We start from the raw sequence: 24,340 nt of genomic DNA on the forward strand, positions 1-24,340 counted from the left end.
TATTAATGCTGTTTGGCTTCTTCCCGCAGTACAAATTTCTGAATCTTGCCCGTCGAGGTTTTCGGCAGGTCGCTGAAAATAACAGTTTTAGGGACTTTGTAGCCCGCCAGGTGTTCACGGCAATGGGCGATAATATCGGCCTCGGTGACTTCGCCATAACCGACTTTGAGCTTCACAAAGGCACAGGGGGTTTCACCCCACTTCTCGTCGGGCTTGGCCACGACCGCGGCCTCTTCCACGGCGGGATGGCCGTAAATAGCGTCTTCCACTTCAATGGTAGAGATATTCTCACCGCCGGAAATAATAATGTCCTTGGAGCGATCCTTGATCTCGATATAGCCATCCGGGTGCCACACGGCCAGGTCGCCGGTATGGTACCAGCCGCCTTCCAGCGCCTGCTCGGTGGCTTCGGCGTTCTTTAAATACCCCTTCATGACGTTGTTGCCGCGCATCAGAATCTCGCCGATGGTCTGGCCATCCTTGGGTACCGGCTCAAGGCTGATAGGGTCGGCAACGCACAATGCTTCAAGCATGTGGTAGCGCACTCCCTGACGGGCTTTGATCTTGGCCCGAGCTTCCAGTGGTAACTCATCCCAGGCCTCGCGCCAGGCACACACGGTCACCGGCCCATACACTTCTGTCAGGCCATAGACGTGGGTGACTTCAATGCCCAGCTTCTCTACCCCGGCAATCACCGAGGCTGGCGGCGCTGCACCGGCAGTGGTGACTTTCACCGGGTGGTCAAACTCGCATTTGTCTTCAGCCGGCAGGTTCACCAGGCCATTGAGAATAATCGGCGCTCCGCTGAAGTGCGTGACCTTCTCGGCGGTAATGAGCTGCATGACCTTTTGAGGGTCGACTTTACGCAGGCAAATATTGACCCCGGCGTTAGCGGCAATCGTCCATGGGAAACACCAGCCGTTGCAGTGGAACATCGGCAGTGTCCACAGGTAGATCGGGTGGTGGGGCATCGCCCACTCCATGATATTGCTCACCGCGTTAAGGTAAGCACCGCGGTGGTGATAAACCACCCCCTTGGGCTTGCCGGTGGTGCCGGAGGTGTAGTTCAGCGAGATCGCATCCCACTCATCCGTGGGCAACTGATAGGCGAAATCCGCGTCGCCTTCTTGAAGCAGCGCTTCGTACTCGATTTCGCCAATGCCCCGGGTGTCGCCTAGAAACTCCACATCGGCGACATCGATGATCAGCGGCTTATGCTCAAGCTTGGCCACCGCTTGCTGGATGACGTCGGCAAACTCGGGGTCGACCAGAATGGCTTTGGCCTCGCCGTGTTCCAGCATATAGCGGATCGCCTCGGCATCCAAACGAATGTTGAGCGTGTTCAAGACACACCCCGCCAGCGGCACGCCAAAGTGTACTTCAAACATCGCGGGCACATTGGGCAGCATCGCCGCCACGGTTTGGCCCGGCTGAATGCCCCGTTGCTGAAGGGCAGAAGCAAGCTGACGGCAGCGCGACCAGGTCTCGCCCCAGGTGCGCCGCGTGCTTCCGTGCACCACCGCCGTATAGTCAGGGTAGATCGACGCGGAGCGCTCGATAAAGGTCAGCGGTGAAAGCGGCACGTGGTTGGCAACGGTCTTGGGCAAGCCTTGCTCAAAGATAGCGGTCATGGTCGGCTCCTGGGCTTGTTATTAAGCGTGTTGTTGAAGTCGGTATTACTAAAAGCGTTCGTTTTAAATAGTTGTTTTGATTGCTTAGAAACAGCACCGCCGCCTCAAAGGGCGGCGGTGCTGACTGAAAAGGTTCGCGTTAATGAACCTCAAGGTCGCTTAAACACTGAACGCCTGCCTCGATCACCGCCCGCTGGGCCCTGCCTACCGGCAGCCACTGGGTGATGGCAAATTCAGCGCTGCGCATCTTGGCAGTATAGAAGGGATCATTCCTGCCATTATCAATGGCGGCTTTGGCACTCAACGCTGACTGACCCATTTGCCACGCGCACAGTACATGCCCCGCTAGATTCAGGAACGGTGTCGCGTAAGCCTGAACGGCGTCTGCGCCGCTATCGGGGTCTTTACCCTCTGCCAGCACAATGGCCCGGGCGGCTTTTAAATCGTCAAGCCCGGCGGCCAAGCCGCGGCCCAATGCTGCCAAGGCGGGGTCGGCATTGAGATGCTCCACCGTCGCGGCGACCTCTTTCAAGAGCGCGGTGAGCGCTTCGCCGTTGTCACGCTGGAGCTTCCGCCCCGCCAGATCGAGCGCCTGGATACCGTTGGTGCCTTCGTAAATCGGTGCAATGCGGGCATCGCGCAGCAGCTGGGCGGCGCCAGTCTCTTCCACATAGCCCATGCCGCCGTGTACCTGAATGCCCATGGAGGCAATATCCACGGCCTGATCCGTGGAGAAGCTCTTGATGACGGGAATCAAAATATCGGCGCGGGCCTGGGCGGTTTGGCGGGCATCGCTGTTTTCCCCATGGCGAGCGGTGTCCAGTTCGGCGGCGCAGTACAGGGCCAGCGCGCGCAGCGCATCGGTACGTGAACGCATGGAGAGCAGCATGCGGCGCACATCAAGGTGGTCGCTGATAGTGCAGTCCTTACCGCCCCGGGCTTTAGGGGAACGCCCCTGGGTGCGCTCCAGGGCGTAGGCAAAGGCATGCTGGCAGGCGCGCTCGGCCACGCCAATGCCCTGAATACCAACCTTGTGGCGCGCCTCGTTCATCATGGTGAACATATGGTTGAGACCACGCCCCTCCTCGCCGACCAGATAGCCAACCGCGCCACCATTTTCGCCAAAGCTCAGGGTGCAGGTGGGCGAACCATGAATACCCAGCTTGTGCTCAATGGAGGCGCAGGTGACGTCGTTGCGCTCCCCCAGGGAACCGTCGTCGTTGACCAGAAACTTGGGCACCAGAAACAGCGAAATGCCCTTGTTGCCTTCCGGGGCGTCGGGTTTGCGGGCCAGTACCAGGTGAATAATGTTCTCGGCGGCGTCGTGCTCGCCCCAGGTAATGTAGATTTTCTGGCCGCTGATGCGGTAATGACGGCCTTCGGGAATGGCTTTGGTACGGACTTTCGAAAGATCCGAGCCAGCCTGGGGCTCAGTCAGGTTCATGGTGCCGGTCCAGGTGCCTTCTACCAGCTTGGGGAGATAGACCGCTTTCTGGTCGTCGTTACCATGGTGGGCCAAGGCCTCGATGGCACCGGCGGTCAGCATGGGGCACAGGCCCAGCGCCATATTGGCGCCGTGGAGCATTTCCTGAACGGCGCTGGCCACCACTTCCGGCAGATTTTGTCCGCCCAGGGATTCAGAGACGCCAATGCCGTTCCAGCCACCTTCCACATACGCCTGGTAAGCCGCCGCGAAGCCATCCGGCGTCGTTACACTGCCATCCGCATGGCGCATCGCCCCTTGCTTGTCGCCAACATCGTTCAGCGGCCCCCAGACATCACCGGCCAGCTTGGCTGCTTCTTCAAGCACAGCCTCGACCAGGTCAGGGGTGGCGTCTTCAAAGCCCGGCAGGTTCAGCGAACGGTGCGCTAGCAGTTCTTCAAGCACAAAGCGCAAATCGCGTACCGGCGCGGCGTAATAGTTCATAACGAGACCTCGGGCTGAGATTTTAAACAATTGTTTGAAAGTCTACAGAGGATACTAGTAATCCTCGCCACTACACACCATTAGCCCAAGGTCTCAACAAGTCGTCATCCAGGCAATGGAGGCCCTTCAATGCCGCTCGCCAGCCTGCTCGGTATCATCGTAATAAACGATGTGGCTTTCATCTTCAGGCGGTGGCCCGACAATAGGTTCCGCCACGTCCACATCGGGCACCAGGTCGGATAGATCCTCCAGATGCTCGTGCTCCAGCGCTCCCTGCATCAACTCTTCGGTGACCACCAGCTCGGCACCCGCAGAGCTCATCGGCGTCGTGGCGGTAAACGGTGCCACCGGCACGGGCGCGGGGCGGACACGTCGACGCCAACTGAAGAACACCACAAAAAACAGGCTCAGCGCCCCGAAAGCCCAGAACAGCCCGGCATCACCCAGGGCGGTCATCACCGGGGAGATCATCAAGGGGCTGATCGTCGCCCCGATGGAGTTGATCAACAGCAGTCCCTGGCTCATGCGCACCAGGGCACCGGCCGGGGCACGGTCAGCCGCATGGCTGACCGCCACCGGATAAAGCGCAAATACCCCGCCCCCCAGCAGGAAGAGCAGCACCGCCAGCATTGGCGTGGAGAGCGGCAGCCACAGCATGGCCGCCGAGATCAGCACGCAGAAAGCGCTGATCGCGATCAACACCATCTGGCGGTCGTGGCGGTCCGACCAGCGACCAATGGGATACTGCAGCAGCATGGCGCCCATAATCACCACGGCCATCATCTGGCCGACCTGGCTGACCGTCATGCCAATTCGCTGTAAATAGAGCGGCAGCAGCGTATACGCCGCCGCGACCACCATGCCCGACCCCAGACTGCCCATGACACCGGTAGGCGTCATGGTAATCAAACGCAGAGGAGGCAGTGGTTCGGCATGCTCGATAAGCGGTGATACGCGGGGAATCATGGCCATCGGCAGTACCGAGAGTGACGCTAGAAGCCCGATCACCATGAACGGTGCCGTCATGCCCATGGCATCGGTCACGCCCAGCAGCAATTGGCCCAACACGCCAGCGGCATACAGCGAGATCATATACAGCGCGAGCAGACGACCGCGTACCTTCTGGTCGCCAGAGGTCAACAGCCAGCTTTCAATGACCAGATACACGCCCACCGTGGCCCAGCCGCCGATCAAGCGCAGCACGAACCAGGCCCAGGGATCAAAGAATAGCCCCTGTAGGAGTACCGTCACGGCCACCAGCGAGGCAAAGCTACCGTAGGCACGGATATGACCGATACGCAGCAACAGGCGATCATTCACCATGGCACCCAGTGCCAGGCCAATAAAGTAGGCAGACGAGACAATACCGATTAACGTGGCCGACTCACCCGCTGCATCCAGGCGGATGGTGATCAAGGTAGCGAGAAAACCGTTACCGATCCCGAGAATGAACAGCCCTAACAGGGGGGCCAGCGCCATGGCCAGCAATTGCCGCGACATGAAAACCTCGTCTTGCCTAAAGGGGTGAAAAACAGGCGTGAAAACGCAAATAAATGGGTTCACAGAAACCGTTATCTCACCTGGCGCATCGAGTCAGGCCGGGATAGCGGCGCGCAATTATTACCCTCAAGGGAGCAAAGTCAATGCTTTTCTAACGTTACAATTATTCACGTTAGCGGTTTGTATAGAAGAACCACGTCTGGCCCAGGAAATTCCACTACTAAATTATTCTTTTGCGCCCACCAGCGAAAGGTCTTCTCACTAAAAAAGCTGATATGCGTAGGGTCGCTAATATAGTGCCAGCGGGCAAACGCTTCCGGGGAAGTGACCCGCTTGGTCATCAACCCAAGGTAGCCACCGGGCGTGAGCATTCCAGCCAGCTGAGCCAGCACCGGGCCGGGCTTCGCCAGGTGCTCGACCACTTCTGTCGCGGTGATAAAATCGTACTCATGAGTAAGCACCCGCTGTTCTGGCGCATAAAAGGGATCATAAATTGACATGGGGTAGCCCTGCTCTGCGAACATTACCGACAGCGTGGGCCCAGGGCCAGAGCCAAAATCAAGCCCACGGGCCTGGGCGGTCAGTTTAGCGGTCAGCGGGGTAAATAAACGCCCTAAAAAGCGTCGATATCCCGTATCATACGGCGAGTTCCGGTGCTTGTCGTATTCCGCCTTTTCGGCGGCTGCGCTCAAATGCTGCTCTGGCGGCACGAAGACCAGTGCACAGGTGGCACACTGGAAATAGTCTCGGCGACGATCTTGATGGTAGAAGGTGGCATCGTCCTCATCACATAGCGGGCAACGCCGCGTCGTCGTCTTCATTGGCTCACTGTTTTGTATTAAGGAAAGTGGCATGCTCTCAGGTCTGGACCATCTGGTTGTGACTGTGACCGACATGGGTCGCGCGGTGGATTTTTACTCACGTGTTCTGGGACTGGAGGTACGCTACCGAGACGCTCAACGGGTGGATTTACTGCTCGGTGATACCGCGTTGCGTCTGCATCAGACCGACACCGATATCGCCCCCATTTCCGCAACGCCCACCCCTGGCAGTCTGGACCTCTGCCTGCGCTGCCAGCTGCCGCTGGACGAGTTCAAACAGCATCTGGACGTTCTGGGTATTGATATCGAACTGGGCCCGGTGGCACGTCAGGGCGCCAACGGGCCCATCGAGTCGATTTACTTACGCGACCCGGACGGCAACCTGCTCGAGATTTGCCGCCCCGCGGCACGTTAATGCCAAGGCTGATCAGGCACGCTATAATAGCGGTCGCTGAAATACGATAGACAATCCTTATTGTTACAGTATCACTCCGAAAACACGTAAAGGGAAACGTTATGCAAGACAGCAGCCAGGACATGCCAACTGAAGGAACGGTTGTCAACGGAGAGCCCGAGCGCGCGGCTGAAAACCAGCGCAAACCCGACACCACCATGGCGATGGTGGTCTATGCGCTCTATCTCGCCAGCTTTATCCTCGGCTTCACGTCGGTTGTCGGCGTCGTCATCGCCTACGTCTACAAAGGCAAAGGCCCTGAGTGGCTGGACGAACACTACCGCTACCAGATTCGCACTTTCTGGATGGGTATGGTTTACGGGCTCCTGTGCCTGGTCCTGGCCGTCATCGGCATTGGATTCCTGCTCATGCTGGCACTGGCCGTGTGGCTCATTGTGCGCTGTGTCAAAGGCTTTAAAGGGCTGCAGGAGCAACGTGCACCTTCTAATGTAGACACCTGGCTGTTTTAAGCATGGCTCAACACCGGGGTGAAGCCAGCGTGCAGCGCTTCAAAGCCAGTGCGATCAGCTGGTTATGGCGTACGTTATCAAGCTGGCCACTCGTGCGACTGTGGCGACTCTCTTCTCGCCTGGGTCCACTGGTTTACCGCTTTAACAAGCGAGAGCGCGAGGTGACGGAGCGCAACCTGGACGTTGTGTATCCTCGCCTGTCTGCTTTAAAACGCAAAACACTTGCCCAACACAGTTTACGTCACTCAACCGCCACCATGCTGGAACTTGGCCATGCATGGATGGCGGAACCTCATAAAGTGGAAGCCAGCATTTTAGCGGTGCATGGCCGCGACAAACTGGACAACGCCAGGGCGGAAGGACGCGGCGTGATTGTACTGGCGCCGCATTTTGGCAACTGGGAAGTGCTGAATTTCTGGCTGTCGAGCCATTTTCCATTCACTGCCATGTATGAGCCACCCAAGATGGCCGCACTTGACCCGGTTATCCGGCAGGGCCGCGAGCGCATGGGCGCGCAGTTGGTGCCTACCAACCCTCGCGGGGTTGCGGCACTGCTCAAGGCCCTCAAACGCAGCGAAGCCATCGGCATCCTGCCCGACCAGGAGCCTGATTGGGGCAGTGGCGTCTTTGCACCGTTCTTTGGCCGCGATGCCTACACGGCCACACTGCTGCCTAAACTGGTAGCACGCACCCAGGCCCGCGTGGTGACGGGAGTCGCCCTGCGCGTGCCCGGGAAAGGGTTTGAGATTCACTTCCTCGACGCCGACGAGCGCGTCTACGACCCAGACGACGTGCAGTCAGCCACCGGCGTCAATGCCAGCGTCGAAGCCGCCATTGCCCTTGCCCCGGCCCAGTATCAGTGGGAATACAAGCGCTACCGCAAAACCATTCAAGAACAGCAGAAGCTGGCCAATTTCCACGATTACCGGATTTACTAGTTCCCCTGCCGTCGCAAGCGTATGCCATAACACCGGCCGCTTCGTGGTGTCAGCGGGTAGCGTCCGAGGTGAAATCAGCGTGCAGCCAACGTCGCAACTGGCGTAGTTCAGCCGCGGGTGCCTGGCTTTCTGGCGTCGGCCACATGCCGGGTACAAAGCCCCGGGCCTGAAACGGCACCAGCAAGTCCGGGTCGCCGCTGATAATATGGACGGGGACGGCACCGCTGGCGTCGTCGCCGGTAATCAACGGGGCCGGTTGGTGGTCGCCCAGCACAATCAGCAACGTATTGTCGTCCGCCACGCGCTCGGCCCAGCGGCCGACCGTTTTGATCGAGTAGTCGACCGACCAGGCATAGTGATCGCGAATACGTTCGATGTCCTGCCACAAGACTTCCGGTGGATCCCCTGCGTCTTCCCAAGGGGCAAAAATCCTGCCATCACCAATGCTGGACCAGTCATCCAGTACCGGCAAAATCGGCGTCCATGGTGCGTGACTCGAAATCAGCGCCAACTGCGCAAAGACAGGCGAATCATCCAGCAATTCGCGCTGGGTATAGGCCAGGGTAAACTGGTCCGGCATCGTCACCCAGTTCAGCGCTGGTCCCCGGTAGTCAATATCTTTCTCCACTACCAATTGATCAAAACCGTAGGCCGCGCCTTCCGGCCAGGGCTGAGTAATCGCCGGCATCACGACCAGCGTGCGCTGCCCTGTGGCCCGAAAGTCATCCACCAGCGTGGTCGCATCGCTGTCTAACAATAGCTGGTACCACAGCTGGTTATCGATGGTGTAACCGCTTAACGCCGTGGCGTGCGCCAGCCAGGATTGACCACCACGAATCGGCGACTCGAGCAGACCCGATACGACGTTGATCTCCCGCTCGGCGAGCCGCCGTTCGATCTCGTCCAGGGTAGGTGCCAGGACAGAGCGATAGCGATCGTCCTCCAGCGCCGTAACACCATAGGATTCGATAAACGTCATCAACACCCGGCGACCCGCCAAACCGTTGAGCGAGCGTTGCTCGATCGGCGCTGCCTCAAGCGTTCGCGCAAAAGCCTGTTTGGCCTGATGGGTCGTGACCAGTTGCCCCCACTGAACATGGGTCGCTTTAACCACCGGCAGGCTGGTGCGCTCAATGATGGGCATGCCACCCAGGGTTAGTCCCGCCCCCAGGCTTGAGAACGCCAGCACTGCCAGTGCCCATACTCTCGCCCTTCCCTTTAGCGGGTAACGTTCACCCGGCAACAGCAGCCTGAAAACGCCAAAGGCCAATAGCAGAAGCAATGAAACCGCCACGACTATTGTGCAAACTGCCCAGATTTGGCCTACATTACCCACTAGCAAGTCGACAATGGAGCCCAGCAGCGGCATGTCGAGATACAGGTTTAACGGTCGACCAAAGGCGGTGTAAGTCGCCGCATCCCCAAGGTTGATCAACGTGGCCAGGATGAGCCAGCTTGCTAGTGCAATGCCAAGCCCCAAGCGCAAGTTTCCTCGGGGCATGAGCAGCATGAGAGGCATGACCAGCCAAGCCTCCCAGGCGATCAGGTTCCCTGACATATCGCCATAGCGCCACCAAAGTGGGGCCACCAAACCTATATTGAGCGCTACCGCTCCTATCCATAATCGCCGCATTGCAGGCTTGCCATCCGTTGCCATTGAAGTGGTCGAGCGCCATATCGTCGCACGATCACGACAATGCTGGTAAACGAACTCGACATGTACTTTACTGACTAAATGTATAACTATTGTTTAAAAATTGCACGAAGTGGTAGAAGATAGGCCGAGGTAGAGGGCAGATAGCACACGCCGCTGAAAGGACATCACCGTTATGCACTACAAAAAAGGAAGGTTGCTCGTCATGATCACCTCGCTGGCCACCTTGCCCGCCATGGCTGATCACCCCCACTACTATCAGGTCGTGGTTGAACAGGCACGAGAACTGGCCGACGCGCCTTACCAACCGTCAGAGGCTGAGCTCCCCGCCCCGCTACGCAACATCGACTACGACACCTATCGGCAAATTCGCTTTGACCCTGCAAACGCCTACTGGCGTGATGAAAGCCCCTTCAGTGTGCAACTGTTTCACAGCGGTTTTTTGTTCGAGACGCCTGTTCGTATCAATGTCATTGAAAACGGCAACGTTGCCCCTTTGCCCTTCTCGACGGATGATTTTTCCTATGACGGCGAGGCGAGTGCGTTACTTGACCACGACCTGACCGGCAGCGGCCACGCGGGGTTTCGCCTGCATTACCCCCTGAATAGCGATGACTATGCCGATGAATTTGCCGTGTTTCTGGGTGCCAGCTATTTCCGGCTGGTCGGCCGCGACCAGGTTTACGGCTTATCGTCTCGGGGATTAGCCATTGATACCGCGTCAAGCGATGGCGAAGAGTTTCCAGCGTTTCGCGAGTTCTGGCTACACAAACCCGACGCGGACGCCCGCCAGGTCGAGGTGCTTGCCCTGATGGATAGCCCTTCGCTTAGCGGCGCCTACCGGTTTGTGATCCAGCCCGGTGACAGGACGCAAGTAGAGGTCGAAGCGGCACTGTTTGCGCGTGACGACATCGCCAAGCTGGGGGTTGCCCCGCTGACCAGCATGTTCACCTTTGGTGAAGCCAGTCGCGAACGCCCGGATGACTATCGCCCACAGGTTCACGACTCCGATGGGCTACTGATACAGACCGGCACCGACGAGTGGATTTGGCGGCCGCTGAGCAACCCAGACAGCGTGCGCATTTCATCCTTCTTCGATGACAACCCCCAAGGGTTTGGACTGATGCAGCGCGAGCGTGATTTCAACCGCTATCTGGATACAGAAGCGCAATATCACCGACGCCCCAGCCAGTGGGTCGCCCCCCTCGAGGACTGGGGTGAGGGCCACGTTGAGCTGGTGGAAATCCCCACGCCGGACGAAACCCACGACAATATCGTTGCCTACTGGGTCGCCGAGGAACCACTCCAAGCTGGCGATTCCCGTCGCCTGCACTACCAGACCTATACGCTCAACTCACAGCCCGAAAACCACACATTAGGGCGCGTGGTGCGCACTCGTCACGGCCGCGCCGAAGTGCCAGGACAAACCGAGGAAATCACTGAAGGCGAACGCCAGTTCATTGTCGATTTCCAGGGCGGTGCGCTTGACGACATCGCTGCCGACCAACCCGTCCAACTGGATATCAGCCTTCAACAAGGCGAAGTGACACTGCCCCAGGTCACTGCGCTGCCCAACGGTGGCTGGCGGGCGAGCTTCCGGCTACCCGCAAGCGACCGACCCAGCGATATTCGCCTACGGCTAACTCATGAAGGCAAGCCCGTCAGCGAGACCTGGAACTATGTGTGGTATCCCGATGATTGATACAGATCCGCTGGCCCCCTCAATTCCCTGGCTGAAAACACGCCGTGTGCTGTTGGCCATCGCGGTACTGGCATCGAGTGTCGCTGGGTGTGTTGCCATGTACCGGGTTACATCGAGCCTTGCATTGGGCTGGCAGGTATCGATGCTTGTGTTATTCGCACTGACGTTCACCTGGATCGCGCTGGCATTCTGGAACGCCCTATGCGGCTTTGTGGTATGCGCACTAAGACTTGACCCGCTAAGCCTGCGCAGGCTCAATCACGAAGTCCCCAACGCACGGTTATTGGTCAGCCGGACGGCCGTGGTCATGCCGATTTACGCCGAACCGCCAGTGCCTACCTTTGCTGGCCTGGAAGCCACCTGCCGTTCGCTTATGCAGCACACGCTTGACGATAAAGACGCCAACGAGGCGGCACGCCCACTCGGCGAGCATTTTGATATTTTTGTTCTAAGCGACACCCAGGACGCTGATCAGGCCCAGATAGAGGAGGCTCACGTCGCGGCTTTGCAGCACCGTTTTGCCGGTGAGCTTGCCATCCATTACCGGAGGCGGCTCAACAACCAAGGCCGCAAAGCGGGCAACATTGCCGAATTTTGCCGCCGCTGGGGGCGGCATTATGATTTTATGGTCGTGCTGGATGCCGATAGCCTGATGAGTGGCGCGACGCTGTTACGCATGGTTCAGCGCATGCAGCGCCAGCCCGGCATTGGCCTGATCCAGACGGTGCCAATGCCGGTGGGCCAGAAGACGCTGTTCGGCCGCTTCACCCAGTTTGCCTCAGCGCTGTATAGCCCCATGCTCGCGGCCGGTCAGAGCTTCTGGCAGGGCGATACGGCCAACTACTGGGGACATAACGCCATTATCCGCACCCGAGCGTTCATGAACCATGCGGGCTTGCCCACGCTGCCCGGCAAGCCGCCGCTGGGCGGCGAGATACTCAGCCATGATTTTGTCGAGGCTGCCCTGCTTAAACGCGGTGGCTGGCAGGTGTTGCTGGACACCACCGTAACCACGGCAGTTTCGCGGCACGACCCTTACGTCAGCGCCTCCCACAATAGCTTTGAAGCCATGCCGAGTAACTTGCTGGACTTTGCCAAACGCGACCGCCGCTGGCTGCAAGGGAATCTCCAACACCTTCGCTTACTCGGCGGGCCAGGTCTGCACCCGCTTAGCCGACTGCATTTTTTCTACGGTGCCTTTGCCTTTTTATCCTCGCTGGTATGGCTGGGCTTGTTGATCTGCACAAGCGTATTAGTGACTTATCATGTATTTGGCGATGTCACCGCCAGGACGCTTCCCCAGCCGCTCTCGCTCGGGTTGCTGTCGATTACCCTGGGCATGTTGCTAGCCCCCAAGCTGCTGGGTTGCCTGTTGGCCTTGGGTCAAACACCCCATGCCTTCGGCGGTCGGCTACGTTTGCTGGTGAGTACCAGCCTGGAAATGTTGTTCGCCGCCTTGATCGCCCCACTGATGATGGCCTGGCATAGTCTGTTCATTATCAGCGTCCTGCTGGGCCGTGCCATCGAGTGGCAAACCCAGACTCGCGGCGAACGCTCGCTCAGTTGGCGGGAAACCTGGCAGCACACCGGCTGGATGACCCTGAGCGGGCTGCTCTGGGCAGGCATCATGGCCGCCTTTTCACCCACGGCATTTGGCTGGCTGACGCCTGCCTGGCTTGGGCTGGTAGGCGCTGCCCCCTTGGTCAAATATTCCAGCAGCGCCACCTGGGGCGGTTTTATCAGTCAACTGGGGCTGCTCAAAACCCCCAGCAGCACGTTCAAGCCTCCGTTACTGAATACTTTTGAAAGCCTGGTCGCCAATAGCGATCCTTATCCGCTGGACCCGGCCTCCCAACAGCCGTTGCCGCTGGCGCCGTTACCCGCGGAGCGCTGTGGAGAGATGCCTGACCAGTCCTTCAGTCACTTTGTTCAAAAGACGCTCACCGCTTCGTCAGCCACCTTCAAGGAGCCCCACTAATGCCGTTCGGGTATCGACAACGGCTACGTCAAGCGAGCGGACTTGCCCGCTCGCTGTTCATTTACTGGCGTCCAGGACGCCAGCGGGGGCTTAAGCAGCTTTACCGGCCGTTCATTGTGCCGGGCAAACCCGCATTTGATATTGGTGCCCACCTGGGTGACCGAAGCGCCGCCTTTTACGCGCTGGGCGCCAGGGTGATTGCCCTGGAGCCGCAGCCTGTTCTCGCGCTGTGGTTCAAGCGCATGGTAAAAACGCCCGCCGTCACCCTGCTGCCGGTGGCGGCAGGCTCCACCGAGGGCATTGCCGAGATTGCCATCAGCAGCGCCAACCCCACGCTCTCGACCCTCGCCAGCGAATGGCGCGAGCAGATCGGCCAACACAATGCGGGCTTTCGCCAGGTGCGCTGGGAGCAACGCCTGAGCGTTCCCGTCATCACGCTCGATCGACTCATTGCCGACTACGGCGAGCCCAGTTTCATCAAGATCGATGTGGAAGGCTTTGAAGCCGAGGTATTGGCCGGGCTAAGCTATCCCGTGGCAGCGCTATCGGTGGAATTTGTAACCGGCGCTCTCAAGGTCAGCCATGAATGCATCGACCGGTTAAGCCACCTGGGCGATTATCGCTACAATGTCGTCGTCGGCGAGCAGCGCCATTTTCGCTGGAAAGAATGGCAGACACCGGAGGCGATTCGCCAATGGCTGAACGAGGGGGCAGACGCCCTGCCCTCTGGCGACCTTTATGCCTGCCGTTCGGACCACCCGCACCTCCTGAACACCCCATAGGCACGTTACCCCATGATCCACCACTGGCAGCAACTTACCGCCCCCCAGCTAGCCGAAGTCGCCCAACGCGACCCGGTCGCCGTATTGGTTCTCGGCGCCGTTGAACAGCACGGCACCCACCTTCCGTTAGCCACAGATATTATGATTGGCGAAGGCCTGCAAAGCGCGACGCTCGAGCAGCTATCGCCATCGCTGGAAGTCATCTGTCTGCCGCCGATCAGCGTTGGCGCAAGCGATGAACATGCCAGCTATCCCGGCACGCTAAGCCTGCCCGCCCCCGTCGCCATTGCCACCCTCGAAGCCTACGGCGATAGCCTGGCCCGCACGGGGATAAAGCGCCTGGTATTGATCAACAGCCACGGCGGCAACAAGGCGGTGATGGATCTGGCCGCGCTGACGCTGCGCCGCCGCCACGGCATGCGTGTGGTCAAGGCGACTTACACCCGCCTGCCGCCCCTTGAAGGGGCCATTGACGCCGATGAATTGCGCAAGGGCTTGCACGGTGGCGCGCTGGAAACCGCCATGATGCTGCATTTGGCGCCCACGCTGGTGCAGTTGCAGGGCTATCAAGCGCCCTCACCGGCTGATGCTCAAGATGACACTTTGGTAGGGCCAGAGGGTGCCGCCGCTTTCGCCTGGCTAGCGGAAGATCTAAGCCACCAGGGGGTAGCGGGCGATGCCCGTCAGGCGACGGCCGAACTGGGCGCGCGATTGATCTACCATTACGCGCGCCAGCTCGCCAAGGTCGTGGCCGAAACCGCCAACCTGCCACCACTTAAAAAAACCTAACACTGGCGGCTTCTACCTTCTTCCAACTTACTTCTTCCCTCTTACTTCTTGCTTCTCACTTACTACTCAACACCTCTTCCAAAAAGTGCCCGGCTCGGGTGGCCTTGGCATTGAGGTAACGGTGGTTCTGATCGGTCAAGCGGCCGTACAGTGCCTGACGAGCAACCACCTCAATCCCGCCTTCGCTGAGTGCCTGCATTTTCAACGGGTTATTGGTGAGCAGCTGCACGCGGGAAATATCCAGCGCATGCAGCATATCCACCGCCACGGCGTAATCGCGTTCATCATCGCCAAAGCCCAGCATCTGGTCGGCATCGACGGTGTCCAGACCATCATCTTGCAGGGTATAGGCGCGAAGCTTGTTGGCCAGGCCGATTCCCCGGCCTTCCTGAGCCAGATACAGCAGCACGCCGCCCCCCATCGCCTCGATATCGGCGACGGCGTTACGCAATTGCTCGCCACAGTCACACCGCAGGCTGCCAAACAGGTCACCGGTCAGGCACGCCGAGTGCATGCGCAGCGGCACTGCCTCGGTGTGCGCCTCGGGTCGACCGATGACCACGGCCACATGCTCACGCAGGCCATCCGGCTCACGAAACAGCACAAACCGACTCTCGGCGGCATCCTCTAACGGAATGCGAGCTTCGCTGACCCGCTTGAGCATGCCCGGTGCCCCGTTCAGGCAGGACTCGGCATCGCTGGCATCAACCGCCAGCAGTTCCCCCTTCGCCAACTGTTGCGCGATTCCTTCAGCTGCCTTGTCGCCCACCACGGCAATCAGGGCGGCAGGGATCAGCAGGGCCCTGCGCATCAGCGCCAGGGCAGCCCGCTCGGCAGTACCCGCTGGCTGCAAGCCGCTCAGCAGGGTCGGCGCATCACCTGGCGCTACCTGTGCGACGGCCAGCGTATGCAGGGCACCCTCGTCCATCTGGGCTGCCAGGGGCAGGTAGGCAGCATCAGAGGTGATCGACACCCCCATGGCGTCCAGACGGTGGCGCGTCAACACCAGCGAAGGCCGCGAGCCTGAGAGCCGGGTCAGCTCATTCACCGACTCGCCGCCCTCCAGGGCCTGAACCAGCAGTTGCTGATCGCCCGCCTTCACCACCACGGGGAGCCCTCGTCGAATATCAAAGATGGCGCGTTCAATGTGATACATAGAAGCCTCCTGGCTGACTGGCGTGACGGGCGAGTGGCGCTTGCGCCGGGTCGCCGTGCACCGCATGATGCAACGATTGATCCCGAACGGAGGCGTCATGCCCGACTCCATGGAACGTACGAATCGATTGAGCCCCGACACTGACGTCATCCCGGACGCCATCTGGCAGCGCCTGCTGGCAGGCCAACTCCCGGATGACGGGAACCCGATGGCCACTGAAGCCGGCGAGCTGGCAAGCTGCCTGGCCCCCCTGGCAACGAGGGCGTCGTGGGTGGTGGCGCAGTTGGGACAAAGCCTGGACGGACGCATCGCCACACAGAGCGGTCATTCCCACTACATCAACGGGCGGGCGAGCCTTGTGCATCTGCACCGACTGAGGGGGCTTGCCGATGCCGTGGTTATCGGTGCCGGTACCGCCGATGCAGATGATCCGCAGTTGACCGTGCGCCACGTTAGCGGCGTTAACCCCACTCGCGTTGTACTCGACCCGCGTGGCCGCGTATCGATGGACCGGCAACTGTTTCAGACCCGCGTGGCGCCCACCCTGCATGTGATCGGGCCGGATGCCACGCTTCCCGCCCCGCCTGCCAACGTGAAGCGCTGCGTGCTGCCGCTGAATGAACGAGGCCAATTCGAACCCCGTGATGTCATTGAACTGCTCGACGCGCACCAATTGCGCCGGATCCTGGTCGAGGGCGGCGGTATTACCGTCTCTCAGTTTATCGAGGCAGGCGTGGTCGACCGGCTGCACTTGCTTGTTGCGCCGCTGCTGATCGGCTCGGGGCGCCCTGGATTGCAGATGACACCGATTGAAACGCTGGACACTGCGCTGCGCCCCGCGCTGCGAACCTTCCGTTGTGGGGAAGATACCCTGTTCGACGTCCTGCTGCGCCCGGCCACTTTCGGGGGGTAGTGCCGCATGGCGGCGGCCGATGGCCACCCAAAGGCCCGGCAAACTGGCCAGCAGCACGACGACTCCATAGGCCAGCGACACCGCCACGCCCTGGGCGACGGGCAAGCCCACCCACATCCAGACGCCTGCTGCGGCGCCTTCACGCACGCCCCAACCGGCCACCGACAAAGGCACCAGCATGGCAAGTAACACCACCGGTGCCAGAGCCAACAGGCTCGACACCGGCAGCTCAACGCCGATCGCCCGCGCCGCACAAACCATGACCAGGCCATAACTGAGCACAATGGTCAGCGAGGACAGCAACTGAAGAGGCCAGACACCAGCCGTTAGCAGGCCGCGCTGGATATCCCGGCCAACGGACAGACACCAGCCAGGCAAGTTGACCGACCCTTTACGTGCCAGACCGACAAGCGCCGAGATCCCCCCCACGCACAGCGCCCCGGCGACACCGATGGATAACCACACCGACCAGCCAAGCGCTGCATGCCACAGCGGCGACAGCGCAAGCGCCACAAGCGTCAGCAACCCCATGGCCACCTGGCCGGAGACCCGCTCGATAATCACCGCGCGCCACGCCCGCCCCCTTGAGGCGGATTGGCTGGCATGCCGGTGAGCACGCCCCGCATCACCCAAGACGCCGCCCGGCAATAGCTGGTTCACCAGCAAGGCCAGGTAATACTCGCGCAGCGCATAACCGAAGCGCATGGGCACCTGGATCAACCTGGCGGTTAGCTGCCACCGCCAGGCGCTAAGAGCGACCTGACCGACACTGATCAGTAGTGCCAACAGCACCCAGCCAAGGGAGAATCGCTGCACTTGCGCGACAATCGCCCGGGGATCGACCCACAGCGCAACGGCCCCCAGCAGCAAGCCACTGACGACCACGCGGCGCAGCCACGGGGAGTGCCACCACTGCGCATTGACCATGGTGTTACGCCTCCCCCTGGGGTTGTGCTTCCTGGGGCAAGGCCAGCAGATCACGGTGGCCTACCCAGATGCCCAGCTCACCGCTGGCGACGGCCTGGCGGCGCTGGGCGACCCAGTCGGCAATGCGGCCGGCGGCGTAGGGCGCGTGTTCGGTGGCCGCCGACGCCCAGCCCTCGATCAATGACGCCATCAGTGGCTGATGGACAGGATTACCCGCCGATAACTGCCACGGCGTATCCGCTTCTTCAACGCGGTAATTCACCACCTTAAAAGCAGCCGCAAGGGTGGCATGCGCGCGACCACCAAGGGCACCGCCAAGGCCTTTATCGCGCTGCTGATGGGCACGAAAAAGATCGAGCACCCATTGATCTTCGTCATCGGCAACCGGCCGTTGATGGCGGTCGGTAAACCACCAGTCACCGGTAACGCTGAGCACCATGAGCACTCCCTGACGATGCGCAGTGCAGTGGGCAACCAGTTGATCAATCCAGGACTTCGAAACCAGATCGAGCAGTGCCGAGGCAGTGATGAGGTGCGCGCCGTTCAACACCGGGGTGTCGAGACGGGCAAAAGAGGCTACCTCGGTGTCGGCAGCGATGGACTGTCCGCTTGCATCCCGTAACGTCATCACCCGCGACCGGGCATCGCCAAGCAAGGTGGCGTCGTGGTCGATCAGGGTCCAGGTTTGCGGGCCAGGTAGACGGGGTGCCAGGTAATCCACATTGCTGCCCCGGCCACAGCCCAGGTCCACCAGCCGATGAGGCGTGGGACAGGCAGACAGCCACTCATTGGCAAGCGTGACAAGGCGTTGGGAGCGTGAGTCGTGGTCCACCGGCTCGCGCAGCACCAACCAAGAGGCAGGAAATTCGCTACCCGACACCAGGGGCACCGGTGTTGCCGCCAGCGCACTGGCAAATGCCTCGGCCGCGGCGGGCCAGTCCTTGAGTGTCTGGCGGGCCTCGATAGCTCCCTGGCGCAGCGAGGTACGCAGGTCGGCATCGTCACAGAATCGCTCGATAGCGCTTTGCAAGGCCTCGACGTCGCCGGGTTCAACGCTTAAACCGGCACCGGCGGGCAAGGTATCGCGCAATGCCCCGCCGGTCGTGGTGATGACGGGCAGACCGTGGGCCAGCGCCTCGGTCACCACCATGCCATAACCTTCGTACCAGGAAGGCAGCACCAGGGCATGAGCGTTATGGTAGGCGGCTTCGAGGGTATCGCTGTCGCACTCGCCATGCAGGGTGGCCTGACCCTCAAGGCCATGAAATTCAATCAGATACTGCAAGCGGAGGGTGAACTCAGCATCCCGTGCGCCACCGAAGCAGTCGCAGCGCCAGCGACTCGCCTTGAGCCCGGCCAAGGCTTCAATCAACACGTCCTGGCCTTTGCGGGGCGTCAAGGTCGCCACGCACAACAAGTTCAGTGGCTCACCCGGCGCGCAGGCAGGGCTCACCGGCGCCTGCTCAACGCCAGGTTCGACAACGCTGACAGCGGCGACCAGCGGTAGGCTGTATTCGTCCGCCAGCGCCGACAATCGGCGGGCGGTAAAGTGGCTGGTCACGATAATCCGCGGGACCGCAGCCAGGGCGCGCAACTCGCTTTGATGAAGCCGCTGCTGATCATCCGCGTCCAGGCCCAATTCATCGCCCAGCGGGTGATGCACCAGTGCCGTGATGGCCAGGCGATCCACGTGGCGGTTCACCACCTCGGGCAATGCGCCCATGGCCAGACCGTCGATGACGACCGTCGCGCCATCGGGCTGGGCCGCCAATGCGCCCGCCAATGCCTGGGTCGCGGCAGCGTCGGCGTCCGGAAACGCCCCGTCCAGCCCGATCACCTCGATTACCCAGCCCTGTGCCCGCAGCGCCGAAACGATGTGGGCATTGTAAAGGTAGCCGCCGGTGCGTTGGTCTGGGTCGCCAGCCACTATCAGGCTAAAGCGCTGGTTCATAATGCGCCTTCGTAGCTCGCCCACGCCACGTGCGACTCATGCAGTTTGACCTCAAGATGGGTCAGTCCCCGGGCCGTCTTGCCCATCTCGCCTGCATTAATTGCGGCAGCAAGCTGGTCATAAATCACCTTGGCCATGAATTCAGTGGTGGTATTGTGGCCCTGCAGTTCATTCACCTCATCCAGGTTCTGGTAGTTGTAGCCTGCCAGGACCGCTTTAAGCGTCTCACCCGCCAAGCCGATATCGATGACCAGACCATCATCATCAAGCTCAGGTCGCTGGAAGATGACATCCACCACGTAGGTCGCGCCGTGGGTGCGCTGGGCTGGGCCAAAGACGTCACCCTTGAAGCTATGGGCAATCATAAAATGATCACGGACACATAAGCGGTACATAGACACTCCTGTCGTATTTAGCGTTAGTGGGAATAGCGCAGACGATGGCACAGCTCGGTGCTACTGGATGCCAACAGCGCGGGAGCCAGGTCAGGCATGCGAGTAAAGTCGCTTTCCCCGCTGATCAGGGCATCCAGGCGATCGTCTAGCAGCAGGTTCAGTGCCAGGCGGAGCCGCCGCTGATAATCCCAGCGTGGCTGCAAGCGAGGCGGCAATTGACCCACTTGACTCGCACGCAGGGTAAGCCGCCCGGAATGAAAAGCACCCCCAAGGGGCACCGATACCTCGCCTTCGCCAAACCAGCTCATTTCGATGATGCGCCCCTCATTACCCACCAGGCTCAGCGCTTGGCGCAGGCCGTCTGCATGGCCGCTGGCGTGAATCACGCAGTCCTGCTCGGCACTGGCCGCTTCAGGCAGGCTGAACGGCACGCCCAGCGCCGCTGCCAGCGATGCGCGGTCGGGGTTGATATCGATCAACTGCACCTCGACGCCGGGTATCCGGGCGCATAGATAGGCTACCAGCGCGCCAACGACGCCCGCACCAATGACACTGATCCGTTCGCCCAGTACAGGTTCGGCATCCCAGACACCGTTGATCGCGGTTTCCATGTTGGCGGCCAGCACGGCGCGCTCTGACGGTAAGGCGTCTGGAAGCGGTAGCACCGCCGACGCGGGCACCACGAAGTGGTCTTGGTGGGGGTACAAACAAAACACGCGCTGGTTCAGTAGCTTGGGCGGACCCTGCAGAACATGGCCCACATTGGCGTAACCGTATTTGACTGGCGCGGGAAAATCACCCGCCTGGAAGGGGGCTCGCATGCGGGCAAACTCGCTTTCCGGCACGCGGGCATTGAATACCAGCGATTCGGTGCCACGGCTGATCCCGGTATAGAGGGTACGCACAAGAACGTCATCCTCACCCGCCGCTGGCAATGTCTCATGCCTGAGTTCACCACGGCCTGGGTGGGTCACCCAGAACGCCGTCGCGTTATTGCTGTTGCTCATCAGCACTCCTTCCTTGTGCCGCTCGCTTCTCCTGGGGTATGCCGATGTGCAATGACGAACCAGTTAGACCAAGCTGGTGTCGAATTGTGTTCACTGACAGCACCTTTCTAGCGTAGCGTTAAACAATCGGATATTCGATGTTGCAGACTAGACAACCCTACCTTCTTCTACAAGAATGGTACATATAAAAATATTTGCATCGAATTATTTTATCGATGCAACGATCGTGATGGCAGGAGTGCCATGTATTTGTTCACCAATACACCGACTGTTACAACCACCAGGCGCTGGCAAACGGCCATGGAAGTCTTTCTGGGCGGCATCGCACTGGTTCTTTCAGGATGGCAATTGCCTGGTTTGTTACCCGGACCGCTTAACTGGGGCGTTGCCATTTTTTGTTATGCGCTAATCGGTGGGTTAGTGACGACTTACTGGCCTCATGGCCTGCTGGGCTGGGCGAACCGGGTGACACTGGCCAGGGCGGTGCTGGTCGCGCTGGTGGCAGGGGCACTGGCCAACCAGGCGTTCATGGCCGCCATATGGCTCTGGCTGGCCATTGCCATACTCGCTCTATTGCTGGACGGCGTTGACGGCTGGTTAGCACGCCGCACGCAAAGCGCTTCACCGTTCGGCGCGCGTTTTGATATGGAGCTGGATGCCCTGCTGATCATGCTGCTTTGCGTGGGTTTGTGGCTTGAATCGATAAGCGGGTGGGTAGTGCTGATTGGTGGGATGCGCTACCTGTTTGTGGCCGCTGGCTGGCGGTTCACCTGGCTGACCCAACCGCTGTTTGCCAGCATGCGCCGCAAAACCGTATGCGTCTGGCAGGTGGTGGCGCTCCTGCTGGCATTGACGCCGCTGACCTCCTCCGGCGTTACGGAAATGCTGGCATTAAGCGCCCTGCTATCTTTAGCCTATTCGTTTGGGGTAGATGCGTGGTGGCTATACCGGCAGGCACACGCCCGGTAGCGCCTATCTGCCTGCATCACTGCTCCAGCCCGAGGCGTTGATGCCATTCGGCCAGACTCTCGTCCGGGTAGGCATAAAAGCACTTGTCCTGTATCGGCGCGTTGACTTCGACCCATTCCGCTTTGCTGCCCAGCATCATGTGCGTTTTCTTGGGCGGCGAAGGCAACGGTGTATCGATCGCCGAGGCGAAAGGGTGAACAAGCTCAGGCCATTCGGGATCGTAAACCCAGAGGGCACTGGCGCAATGCTGGCAAAAATGCCGCTCGCCAGTGCTTTCCTCGCCGTCGATCACGGCTCGGTAGATGGCAATATGCTCTTCACCACTGACCCTCAACGTACTGCTATCGGCACCAAGATTGATCGCATAGCCGCCTCCACCCGCCGTTTTGCGGCATATCGAACAGTAACAGCGGTTAAAAGGATAGGGATGATGTGACTTTACGCTGAACGTCACTGCCTGGCAGTGGCATGATCCTTTGAGCAGCATGACGCCTCCTTCACAAGGGTTACCGCAATAGTGGTCGGTGAAGAACCGACCCGGCTTGGATAAGCCACTACCTCTTACTATAGTCTAAGGAGCGTTAATCCATCGTGTGATGACACCCACCCCCGTCTATAGCGTGGCGGGCGCCCACCGATAGGGTGTTCAGGAGTTACTCATGCCCAACCGTCAAGAGCGCTTCGAAAATCGACATGACGCAGGACGTCAACTCGCCAACGCACTGACCGGCCAACACCACGACGTCATTCTCTCCCTACCGCGCGGCGGTGTGCCCGTGGCCTACGAAGTGGCCATGCACCTTCAACTGCCGCTGGATGTCCTGGTGGTACGCAAGCTGGGCGCACCGGGGCATGCCGAGTTCGGTATCGGCGCGGTGGTGGATGGCGATCCATCTCAGGTGGTGATGAATTCGCAGACGGTGGAGATGCTGCAGGTACCCGAGCGCTATATTGAAGAGGAAATACAACGCCAAAAGCGCGAGATTACCCGCCGTCGCCACGCCTACAGAGGCGACCGAGCGCCGGTGAACGTGAGCGGACGCCGGGTACTACTGATAGATGACGGTATCGCCACCGGTGGCACGGCCAAGGCAGCCGTCAGGGCACTGCAGCAGGCGGGGGCTGCCACTGTCACTTTGGCCGTGCCCGTTGCCCCGGCCTCGACACTGGATGAACTGGCTGGCAATGTCGACGATGTGATTTGCCTGGCAACCCCCGAGCCCTTCAACGCCGTGGGCGAGCACTACCGGGACTTTACCCAGACCAGCGATGACGATGTCATTGGGTTGTTGCAGGCGGCACGAGACGCCTCAAATGCAGAATAAGTAAGCTACCGTCTCTCGGTGTCCAGGGTTCGTAGCAGCTCAGCGACGGCAAGTTCTCCTTCCGGTTCATTAAACTCGAGCGCCAGCAGACCTTGTACAAAACTCAGGAAACGATAGGCGGCAGGCGGTAGACGGCGCTCTCGACGCACCACGAAGTGCCAGCGGCTTTTCAGCGGAAACCCCTGCAAGGGCAGCTCTTGAACCCCTTTGGGCGAATCCGCCACCACATGGCGGGACAACACCGCCAACCCCATACCAGAGGCCACGGCGAGGCGAATCGCTTCATTGCTGGCGATCTGCTGGGTGGAGCGCAGCTCAATGCCCGCGCTGTATAGCCAGGCATCAAAGGTATGCCGGGTCGCCGAGCCCGGTTCACGCAGCAGAAAACGCTCGTCTTTCAGAGCCTCCATGGTGAGGTCTTTAATATTCGCCCAGCGATTGTTTTCGGGCCCTACCACCACCAACGGATTGCTCAGAAAAGGCGCGGCCATCACAGCGTCGTCCGAAGGCGGGTGACTAAATACGTAGAGGTCATCTTCGTGGCGCTCAAAGCGATTGAGCATCTGCTGACGGTTACCGATCTCGACCGTGACGTCTACCTGGGGGTTAGCCTGACTGAAGGGCCCCAACAGCCGCGGCAATACGTATTGGGCGGTATTCACTAAACCAATACTGAAATGGCCGCGGCCGCCGCGGTTGTATTCGTCCAGATACTGGCTAAACACATCGGTGCGGCTGAGCAAGTCCTGACTGAGCTGATAGAGCGCCTGGCCGACCTCGGTGGGGACTACACGCCCCTCTTCCTGGCGCACGATGGGTTCGCCGACAATCTCCCGCAGCCGCTTCAACTGCTGGGACACCGTCGGCTGGGTCAAGTGGAGCCGGTTGGCGGTGGCGGTAATCGAGCCTGTGCGTACCACGTCGGCGTAGACCTGCAGCAGACGGAAGGTCAGTTGTCGAACTTTCATTGCTTACACCATAGATAATCCTCTATGACTATATAAAGCTTATTTGTTTTCATCAATCTCTTGAGATCGCTAAAGTAGTCGCC

General features: G+C 60.0%; 21 protein-coding genes and 1 pseudogene. 10 read left to right on the forward strand and 12 right to left on the reverse strand.

Annotated elements, in window-relative coordinates; genetic code table 11:
* Nucleotides 1-2: 2 nt before the first annotated feature.
* From R3F64_RS13715 to R3F64_RS13730, 4 genes are all read right to left on the reverse strand, one after another.
* On the reverse strand, nucleotides 3-1,631 hold the full coding sequence (locus tag R3F64_RS13715) for an acyl-CoA synthetase (protein WP_332612008.1): 1,629 nt from the start codon (nucleotides 1,629-1,631) through the stop codon (nucleotides 3-5).
* 139 nt (nucleotides 1,632-1,770) lie between these two features.
* Entirely contained in the window at nucleotides 1,771-3,558 is a 1,788-nt protein-coding gene (locus R3F64_RS13720) for an acyl-CoA dehydrogenase (protein ID WP_332612010.1), read from the reverse strand.
* Between the two features lie 126 nt (nucleotides 3,559-3,684).
* Nucleotides 3,685-5,058: an MFS transporter gene (locus R3F64_RS13725; protein WP_332612012.1), complete on the reverse strand. Its 1,374-nt coding sequence runs from the start codon at nucleotides 5,056-5,058 to the stop codon at nucleotides 3,685-3,687.
* A gap of 167 nt (nucleotides 5,059-5,225) precedes the next feature.
* Entirely contained in the window at nucleotides 5,226-5,879 is a 654-nt protein-coding gene (locus R3F64_RS13730; protein ID WP_253023049.1) for a class I SAM-dependent methyltransferase, read from the reverse strand.
* Nucleotides 5,880-5,910: 31 nt separating this feature from the next.
* On the opposite strand from R3F64_RS13730, the gene R3F64_RS13735 reads away from it, so the two are divergent.
* The 3 genes from R3F64_RS13735 (at nucleotide 5,911) to R3F64_RS13745 (ending at nucleotide 7,741) form a co-directional block, all read left to right on the forward strand.
* The gene (locus R3F64_RS13735) at nucleotides 5,911-6,294 is read left to right on the forward strand and encodes a glyoxalase/bleomycin resistance/extradiol dioxygenase family protein (protein WP_066318751.1); all 384 of its coding nucleotides are present in this window, start codon (nucleotides 5,911-5,913) and stop codon (nucleotides 6,292-6,294) included.
* A gap of 101 nt (nucleotides 6,295-6,395) precedes the next feature.
* Nucleotides 6,396-6,803, forward strand: coding sequence for a DUF4870 family protein (locus R3F64_RS13740; protein WP_066318753.1), 408 nt, complete (start codon nucleotides 6,396-6,398; stop codon nucleotides 6,801-6,803).
* A gap of 2 nt (nucleotides 6,804-6,805) precedes the next feature.
* Nucleotides 6,806-7,741, forward strand: a complete 936-nt coding sequence (locus R3F64_RS13745; RefSeq protein ID WP_066318755.1) for a lysophospholipid acyltransferase family protein — start codon at nucleotides 6,806-6,808, stop codon at nucleotides 7,739-7,741.
* A 49-nt stretch (nucleotides 7,742-7,790) separates the two neighbouring features.
* Here R3F64_RS13745 and R3F64_RS13750 read toward each other — a convergent pair whose 3' ends face one another.
* A complete protein-coding gene (locus R3F64_RS13750; protein WP_332612018.1) occupies nucleotides 7,791-9,299 on the reverse strand; it encodes an alkaline phosphatase in 1,509 nt (502 codons plus the stop codon).
* Between the two features lie 301 nt (nucleotides 9,300-9,600).
* Here R3F64_RS13750 and R3F64_RS13755 point away from each other — a divergent pair, with 301 nt between their 5' ends.
* Genes R3F64_RS13755 through R3F64_RS13770 form a run of 4 tightly spaced genes read left to right on the forward strand, consistent with a single transcriptional unit; the run spans nucleotide 9,601 to nucleotide 14,646 of the window.
* Nucleotides 9,601-11,097 (forward strand): glucan biosynthesis protein, encoded by a 1,497-nt coding sequence (locus R3F64_RS13755; RefSeq protein WP_253023086.1) that lies wholly within the window; start codon nucleotides 9,601-9,603, stop codon nucleotides 11,095-11,097.
* On the forward strand, nucleotides 11,090-13,075 hold the full coding sequence (gene mdoH, locus R3F64_RS13760; RefSeq protein WP_253023046.1) for a glucans biosynthesis glucosyltransferase MdoH: 1,986 nt from the start codon (nucleotides 11,090-11,092) through the stop codon (nucleotides 13,073-13,075). The genes R3F64_RS13755 and mdoH overlap by 8 nt, the downstream gene beginning before the upstream one ends.
* Entirely contained in the window at nucleotides 13,075-13,857 is a 783-nt protein-coding gene (locus R3F64_RS13765; protein WP_253023044.1) for an FkbM family methyltransferase, read from the forward strand. The genes mdoH and R3F64_RS13765 overlap by 1 nt, the downstream gene beginning before the upstream one ends.
* Nucleotides 13,858-13,869: 12 nt before the next feature.
* Nucleotides 13,870-14,646, forward strand: a complete 777-nt coding sequence (locus R3F64_RS13770) for a creatininase family protein (protein ID WP_332612022.1) — start codon at nucleotides 13,870-13,872, stop codon at nucleotides 14,644-14,646.
* A gap of 55 nt (nucleotides 14,647-14,701) precedes the next feature.
* Here R3F64_RS13770 and ribA read toward each other — a convergent pair whose 3' ends face one another.
* On the reverse strand, nucleotides 14,702-15,802 hold the full coding sequence (ribA, locus tag R3F64_RS13775) for a GTP cyclohydrolase II RibA (RefSeq protein WP_066318769.1): 1,101 nt from the start codon (nucleotides 15,800-15,802) through the stop codon (nucleotides 14,702-14,704).
* Between the two features lie 208 nt (nucleotides 15,803-16,010).
* Here ribA and R3F64_RS13780 point away from each other — a divergent pair, with 208 nt between their 5' ends.
* Nucleotides 16,011-16,715 (forward strand): RibD family protein, encoded by a 705-nt coding sequence (locus tag R3F64_RS13780; RefSeq protein WP_332612066.1) that lies wholly within the window; start codon nucleotides 16,011-16,013, stop codon nucleotides 16,713-16,715.
* A 96-nt stretch (nucleotides 16,716-16,811) separates the two neighbouring features.
* Here the strand turns inward: R3F64_RS13780 and R3F64_RS13785 are convergent.
* The 4 genes and pseudogenes from R3F64_RS13785 to R3F64_RS13800 form a co-directional block, all read right to left on the reverse strand.
* Nucleotides 16,812-17,642: pseudogene (locus R3F64_RS13785) on the reverse strand (lysylphosphatidylglycerol synthase transmembrane domain-containing protein); the annotation flags it as partial.
* 4 nt (nucleotides 17,643-17,646) lie between these two features.
* Nucleotides 17,647-19,593 (reverse strand): glycosyltransferase, encoded by a 1,947-nt coding sequence (locus R3F64_RS13790; RefSeq protein ID WP_332612025.1) that lies wholly within the window; start codon nucleotides 19,591-19,593, stop codon nucleotides 17,647-17,649.
* The gene (locus tag R3F64_RS13795) at nucleotides 19,590-19,988 is read right to left on the reverse strand and encodes a 6-pyruvoyl trahydropterin synthase family protein (protein ID WP_066318779.1); all 399 of its coding nucleotides are present in this window, start codon (nucleotides 19,986-19,988) and stop codon (nucleotides 19,590-19,592) included. Before R3F64_RS13795 ends, R3F64_RS13790 begins: the two co-directional genes overlap by 4 nt.
* Nucleotides 19,989-20,011: 23 nt before the next feature.
* Nucleotides 20,012-20,995, reverse strand: a complete 984-nt coding sequence (locus R3F64_RS13800) for a zinc-dependent alcohol dehydrogenase (protein ID WP_332612029.1) — start codon at nucleotides 20,993-20,995, stop codon at nucleotides 20,012-20,014.
* A gap of 243 nt (nucleotides 20,996-21,238) precedes the next feature.
* On the opposite strand from R3F64_RS13800, the gene R3F64_RS13805 reads away from it, so the two are divergent.
* A complete protein-coding gene (locus tag R3F64_RS13805; protein ID WP_332612031.1) occupies nucleotides 21,239-21,964 on the forward strand; it encodes a CDP-alcohol phosphatidyltransferase family protein in 726 nt (241 codons plus the stop codon).
* Between the two features lie 16 nt (nucleotides 21,965-21,980).
* Here R3F64_RS13805 and R3F64_RS13810 read toward each other — a convergent pair whose 3' ends face one another.
* Complete coding sequence (locus R3F64_RS13810) at nucleotides 21,981-22,451, reverse strand: GFA family protein (protein WP_253023033.1); 471 nt, start codon at nucleotides 22,449-22,451, stop codon at nucleotides 21,981-21,983.
* A gap of 172 nt (nucleotides 22,452-22,623) precedes the next feature.
* Between R3F64_RS13810 and R3F64_RS13815 the strand changes: the two genes are divergently transcribed.
* The gene (locus R3F64_RS13815) at nucleotides 22,624-23,289 is read left to right on the forward strand and encodes a phosphoribosyltransferase (RefSeq protein WP_332612034.1); all 666 of its coding nucleotides are present in this window, start codon (nucleotides 22,624-22,626) and stop codon (nucleotides 23,287-23,289) included.
* A 5-nt stretch (nucleotides 23,290-23,294) separates the two neighbouring features.
* Here R3F64_RS13815 and R3F64_RS13820 read toward each other — a convergent pair whose 3' ends face one another.
* The gene (locus R3F64_RS13820) at nucleotides 23,295-24,257 is read right to left on the reverse strand and encodes a LysR family transcriptional regulator (RefSeq protein ID WP_253023029.1); all 963 of its coding nucleotides are present in this window, start codon (nucleotides 24,255-24,257) and stop codon (nucleotides 23,295-23,297) included.
* Nucleotides 24,258-24,340: the final 83 nt, after the last annotated feature.

The organism is Halomonas sp. 5021 (genome assembly GCF_036663435.1).
Lineage (GTDB): Bacteria > Pseudomonadota > Gammaproteobacteria > Pseudomonadales > Halomonadaceae > Vreelandella > Vreelandella janggokensis.

Excerpts from the sequence above, each read along its gene's own strand:
- R3F64_RS13715 (WP_332612008.1), bottom strand. The coding sequence starts at position 1,631 with ATGACCGCTATCTTTGAGCAAGGCTTGCCCAAGACCGTTGCCAACCAC.
- R3F64_RS13720 (WP_332612010.1), bottom strand. The coding sequence starts at position 3,558 with ATGAACTATTACGCCGCGCCGGTACGCGATTTGCGCTTTGTGCTTGAA.
- R3F64_RS13725 (WP_332612012.1), bottom strand. The coding sequence starts at position 5,058 with ATGTCGCGGCAATTGCTGGCCATGGCGCTGGCCCCCCTGTTAGGGCTG.
- R3F64_RS13730 (WP_253023049.1), bottom strand. The coding sequence starts at position 5,879 with ATGAAGACGACGACGCGGCGTTGCCCGCTATGTGATGAGGACGATGCC.
- R3F64_RS13735 (WP_066318751.1), top strand. The coding sequence starts at position 5,911 with ATGCTCTCAGGTCTGGACCATCTGGTTGTGACTGTGACCGACATGGGT.
- R3F64_RS13740 (WP_066318753.1), top strand. The coding sequence starts at position 6,396 with ATGCAAGACAGCAGCCAGGACATGCCAACTGAAGGAACGGTTGTCAAC.
- R3F64_RS13745 (WP_066318755.1), top strand. The coding sequence starts at position 6,806 with ATGGCTCAACACCGGGGTGAAGCCAGCGTGCAGCGCTTCAAAGCCAGT.
- R3F64_RS13750 (WP_332612018.1), bottom strand. The coding sequence starts at position 9,299 with ATGTCAGGGAACCTGATCGCCTGGGAGGCTTGGCTGGTCATGCCTCTC.
- R3F64_RS13755 (WP_253023086.1), top strand. The coding sequence starts at position 9,601 with ATGATCACCTCGCTGGCCACCTTGCCCGCCATGGCTGATCACCCCCAC.
- mdoH (WP_253023046.1), top strand. The coding sequence starts at position 11,090 with ATGATTGATACAGATCCGCTGGCCCCCTCAATTCCCTGGCTGAAAACA.
- R3F64_RS13765 (WP_253023044.1), top strand. The coding sequence starts at position 13,075 with ATGCCGTTCGGGTATCGACAACGGCTACGTCAAGCGAGCGGACTTGCC.
- R3F64_RS13770 (WP_332612022.1), top strand. The coding sequence starts at position 13,870 with ATGATCCACCACTGGCAGCAACTTACCGCCCCCCAGCTAGCCGAAGTC.
- ribA (WP_066318769.1), bottom strand. The coding sequence starts at position 15,802 with ATGTATCACATTGAACGCGCCATCTTTGATATTCGACGAGGGCTCCCC.
- R3F64_RS13780 (WP_332612066.1), top strand. The coding sequence starts at position 16,011 with ATGGCCACTGAAGCCGGCGAGCTGGCAAGCTGCCTGGCCCCCCTGGCA.
- R3F64_RS13790 (WP_332612025.1), bottom strand. The coding sequence starts at position 19,593 with ATGAACCAGCGCTTTAGCCTGATAGTGGCTGGCGACCCAGACCAACGC.
- R3F64_RS13795 (WP_066318779.1), bottom strand. The coding sequence starts at position 19,988 with ATGTACCGCTTATGTGTCCGTGATCATTTTATGATTGCCCATAGCTTC.
- R3F64_RS13800 (WP_332612029.1), bottom strand. The coding sequence starts at position 20,995 with ATGAGCAACAGCAATAACGCGACGGCGTTCTGGGTGACCCACCCAGGC.
- R3F64_RS13805 (WP_332612031.1), top strand. The coding sequence starts at position 21,239 with ATGTATTTGTTCACCAATACACCGACTGTTACAACCACCAGGCGCTGG.
- R3F64_RS13810 (WP_253023033.1), bottom strand. The coding sequence starts at position 22,451 with ATGCTGCTCAAAGGATCATGCCACTGCCAGGCAGTGACGTTCAGCGTA.
- R3F64_RS13815 (WP_332612034.1), top strand. The coding sequence starts at position 22,624 with ATGCCCAACCGTCAAGAGCGCTTCGAAAATCGACATGACGCAGGACGT.
- R3F64_RS13820 (WP_253023029.1), bottom strand. The coding sequence starts at position 24,257 with ATGAAAGTTCGACAACTGACCTTCCGTCTGCTGCAGGTCTACGCCGAC.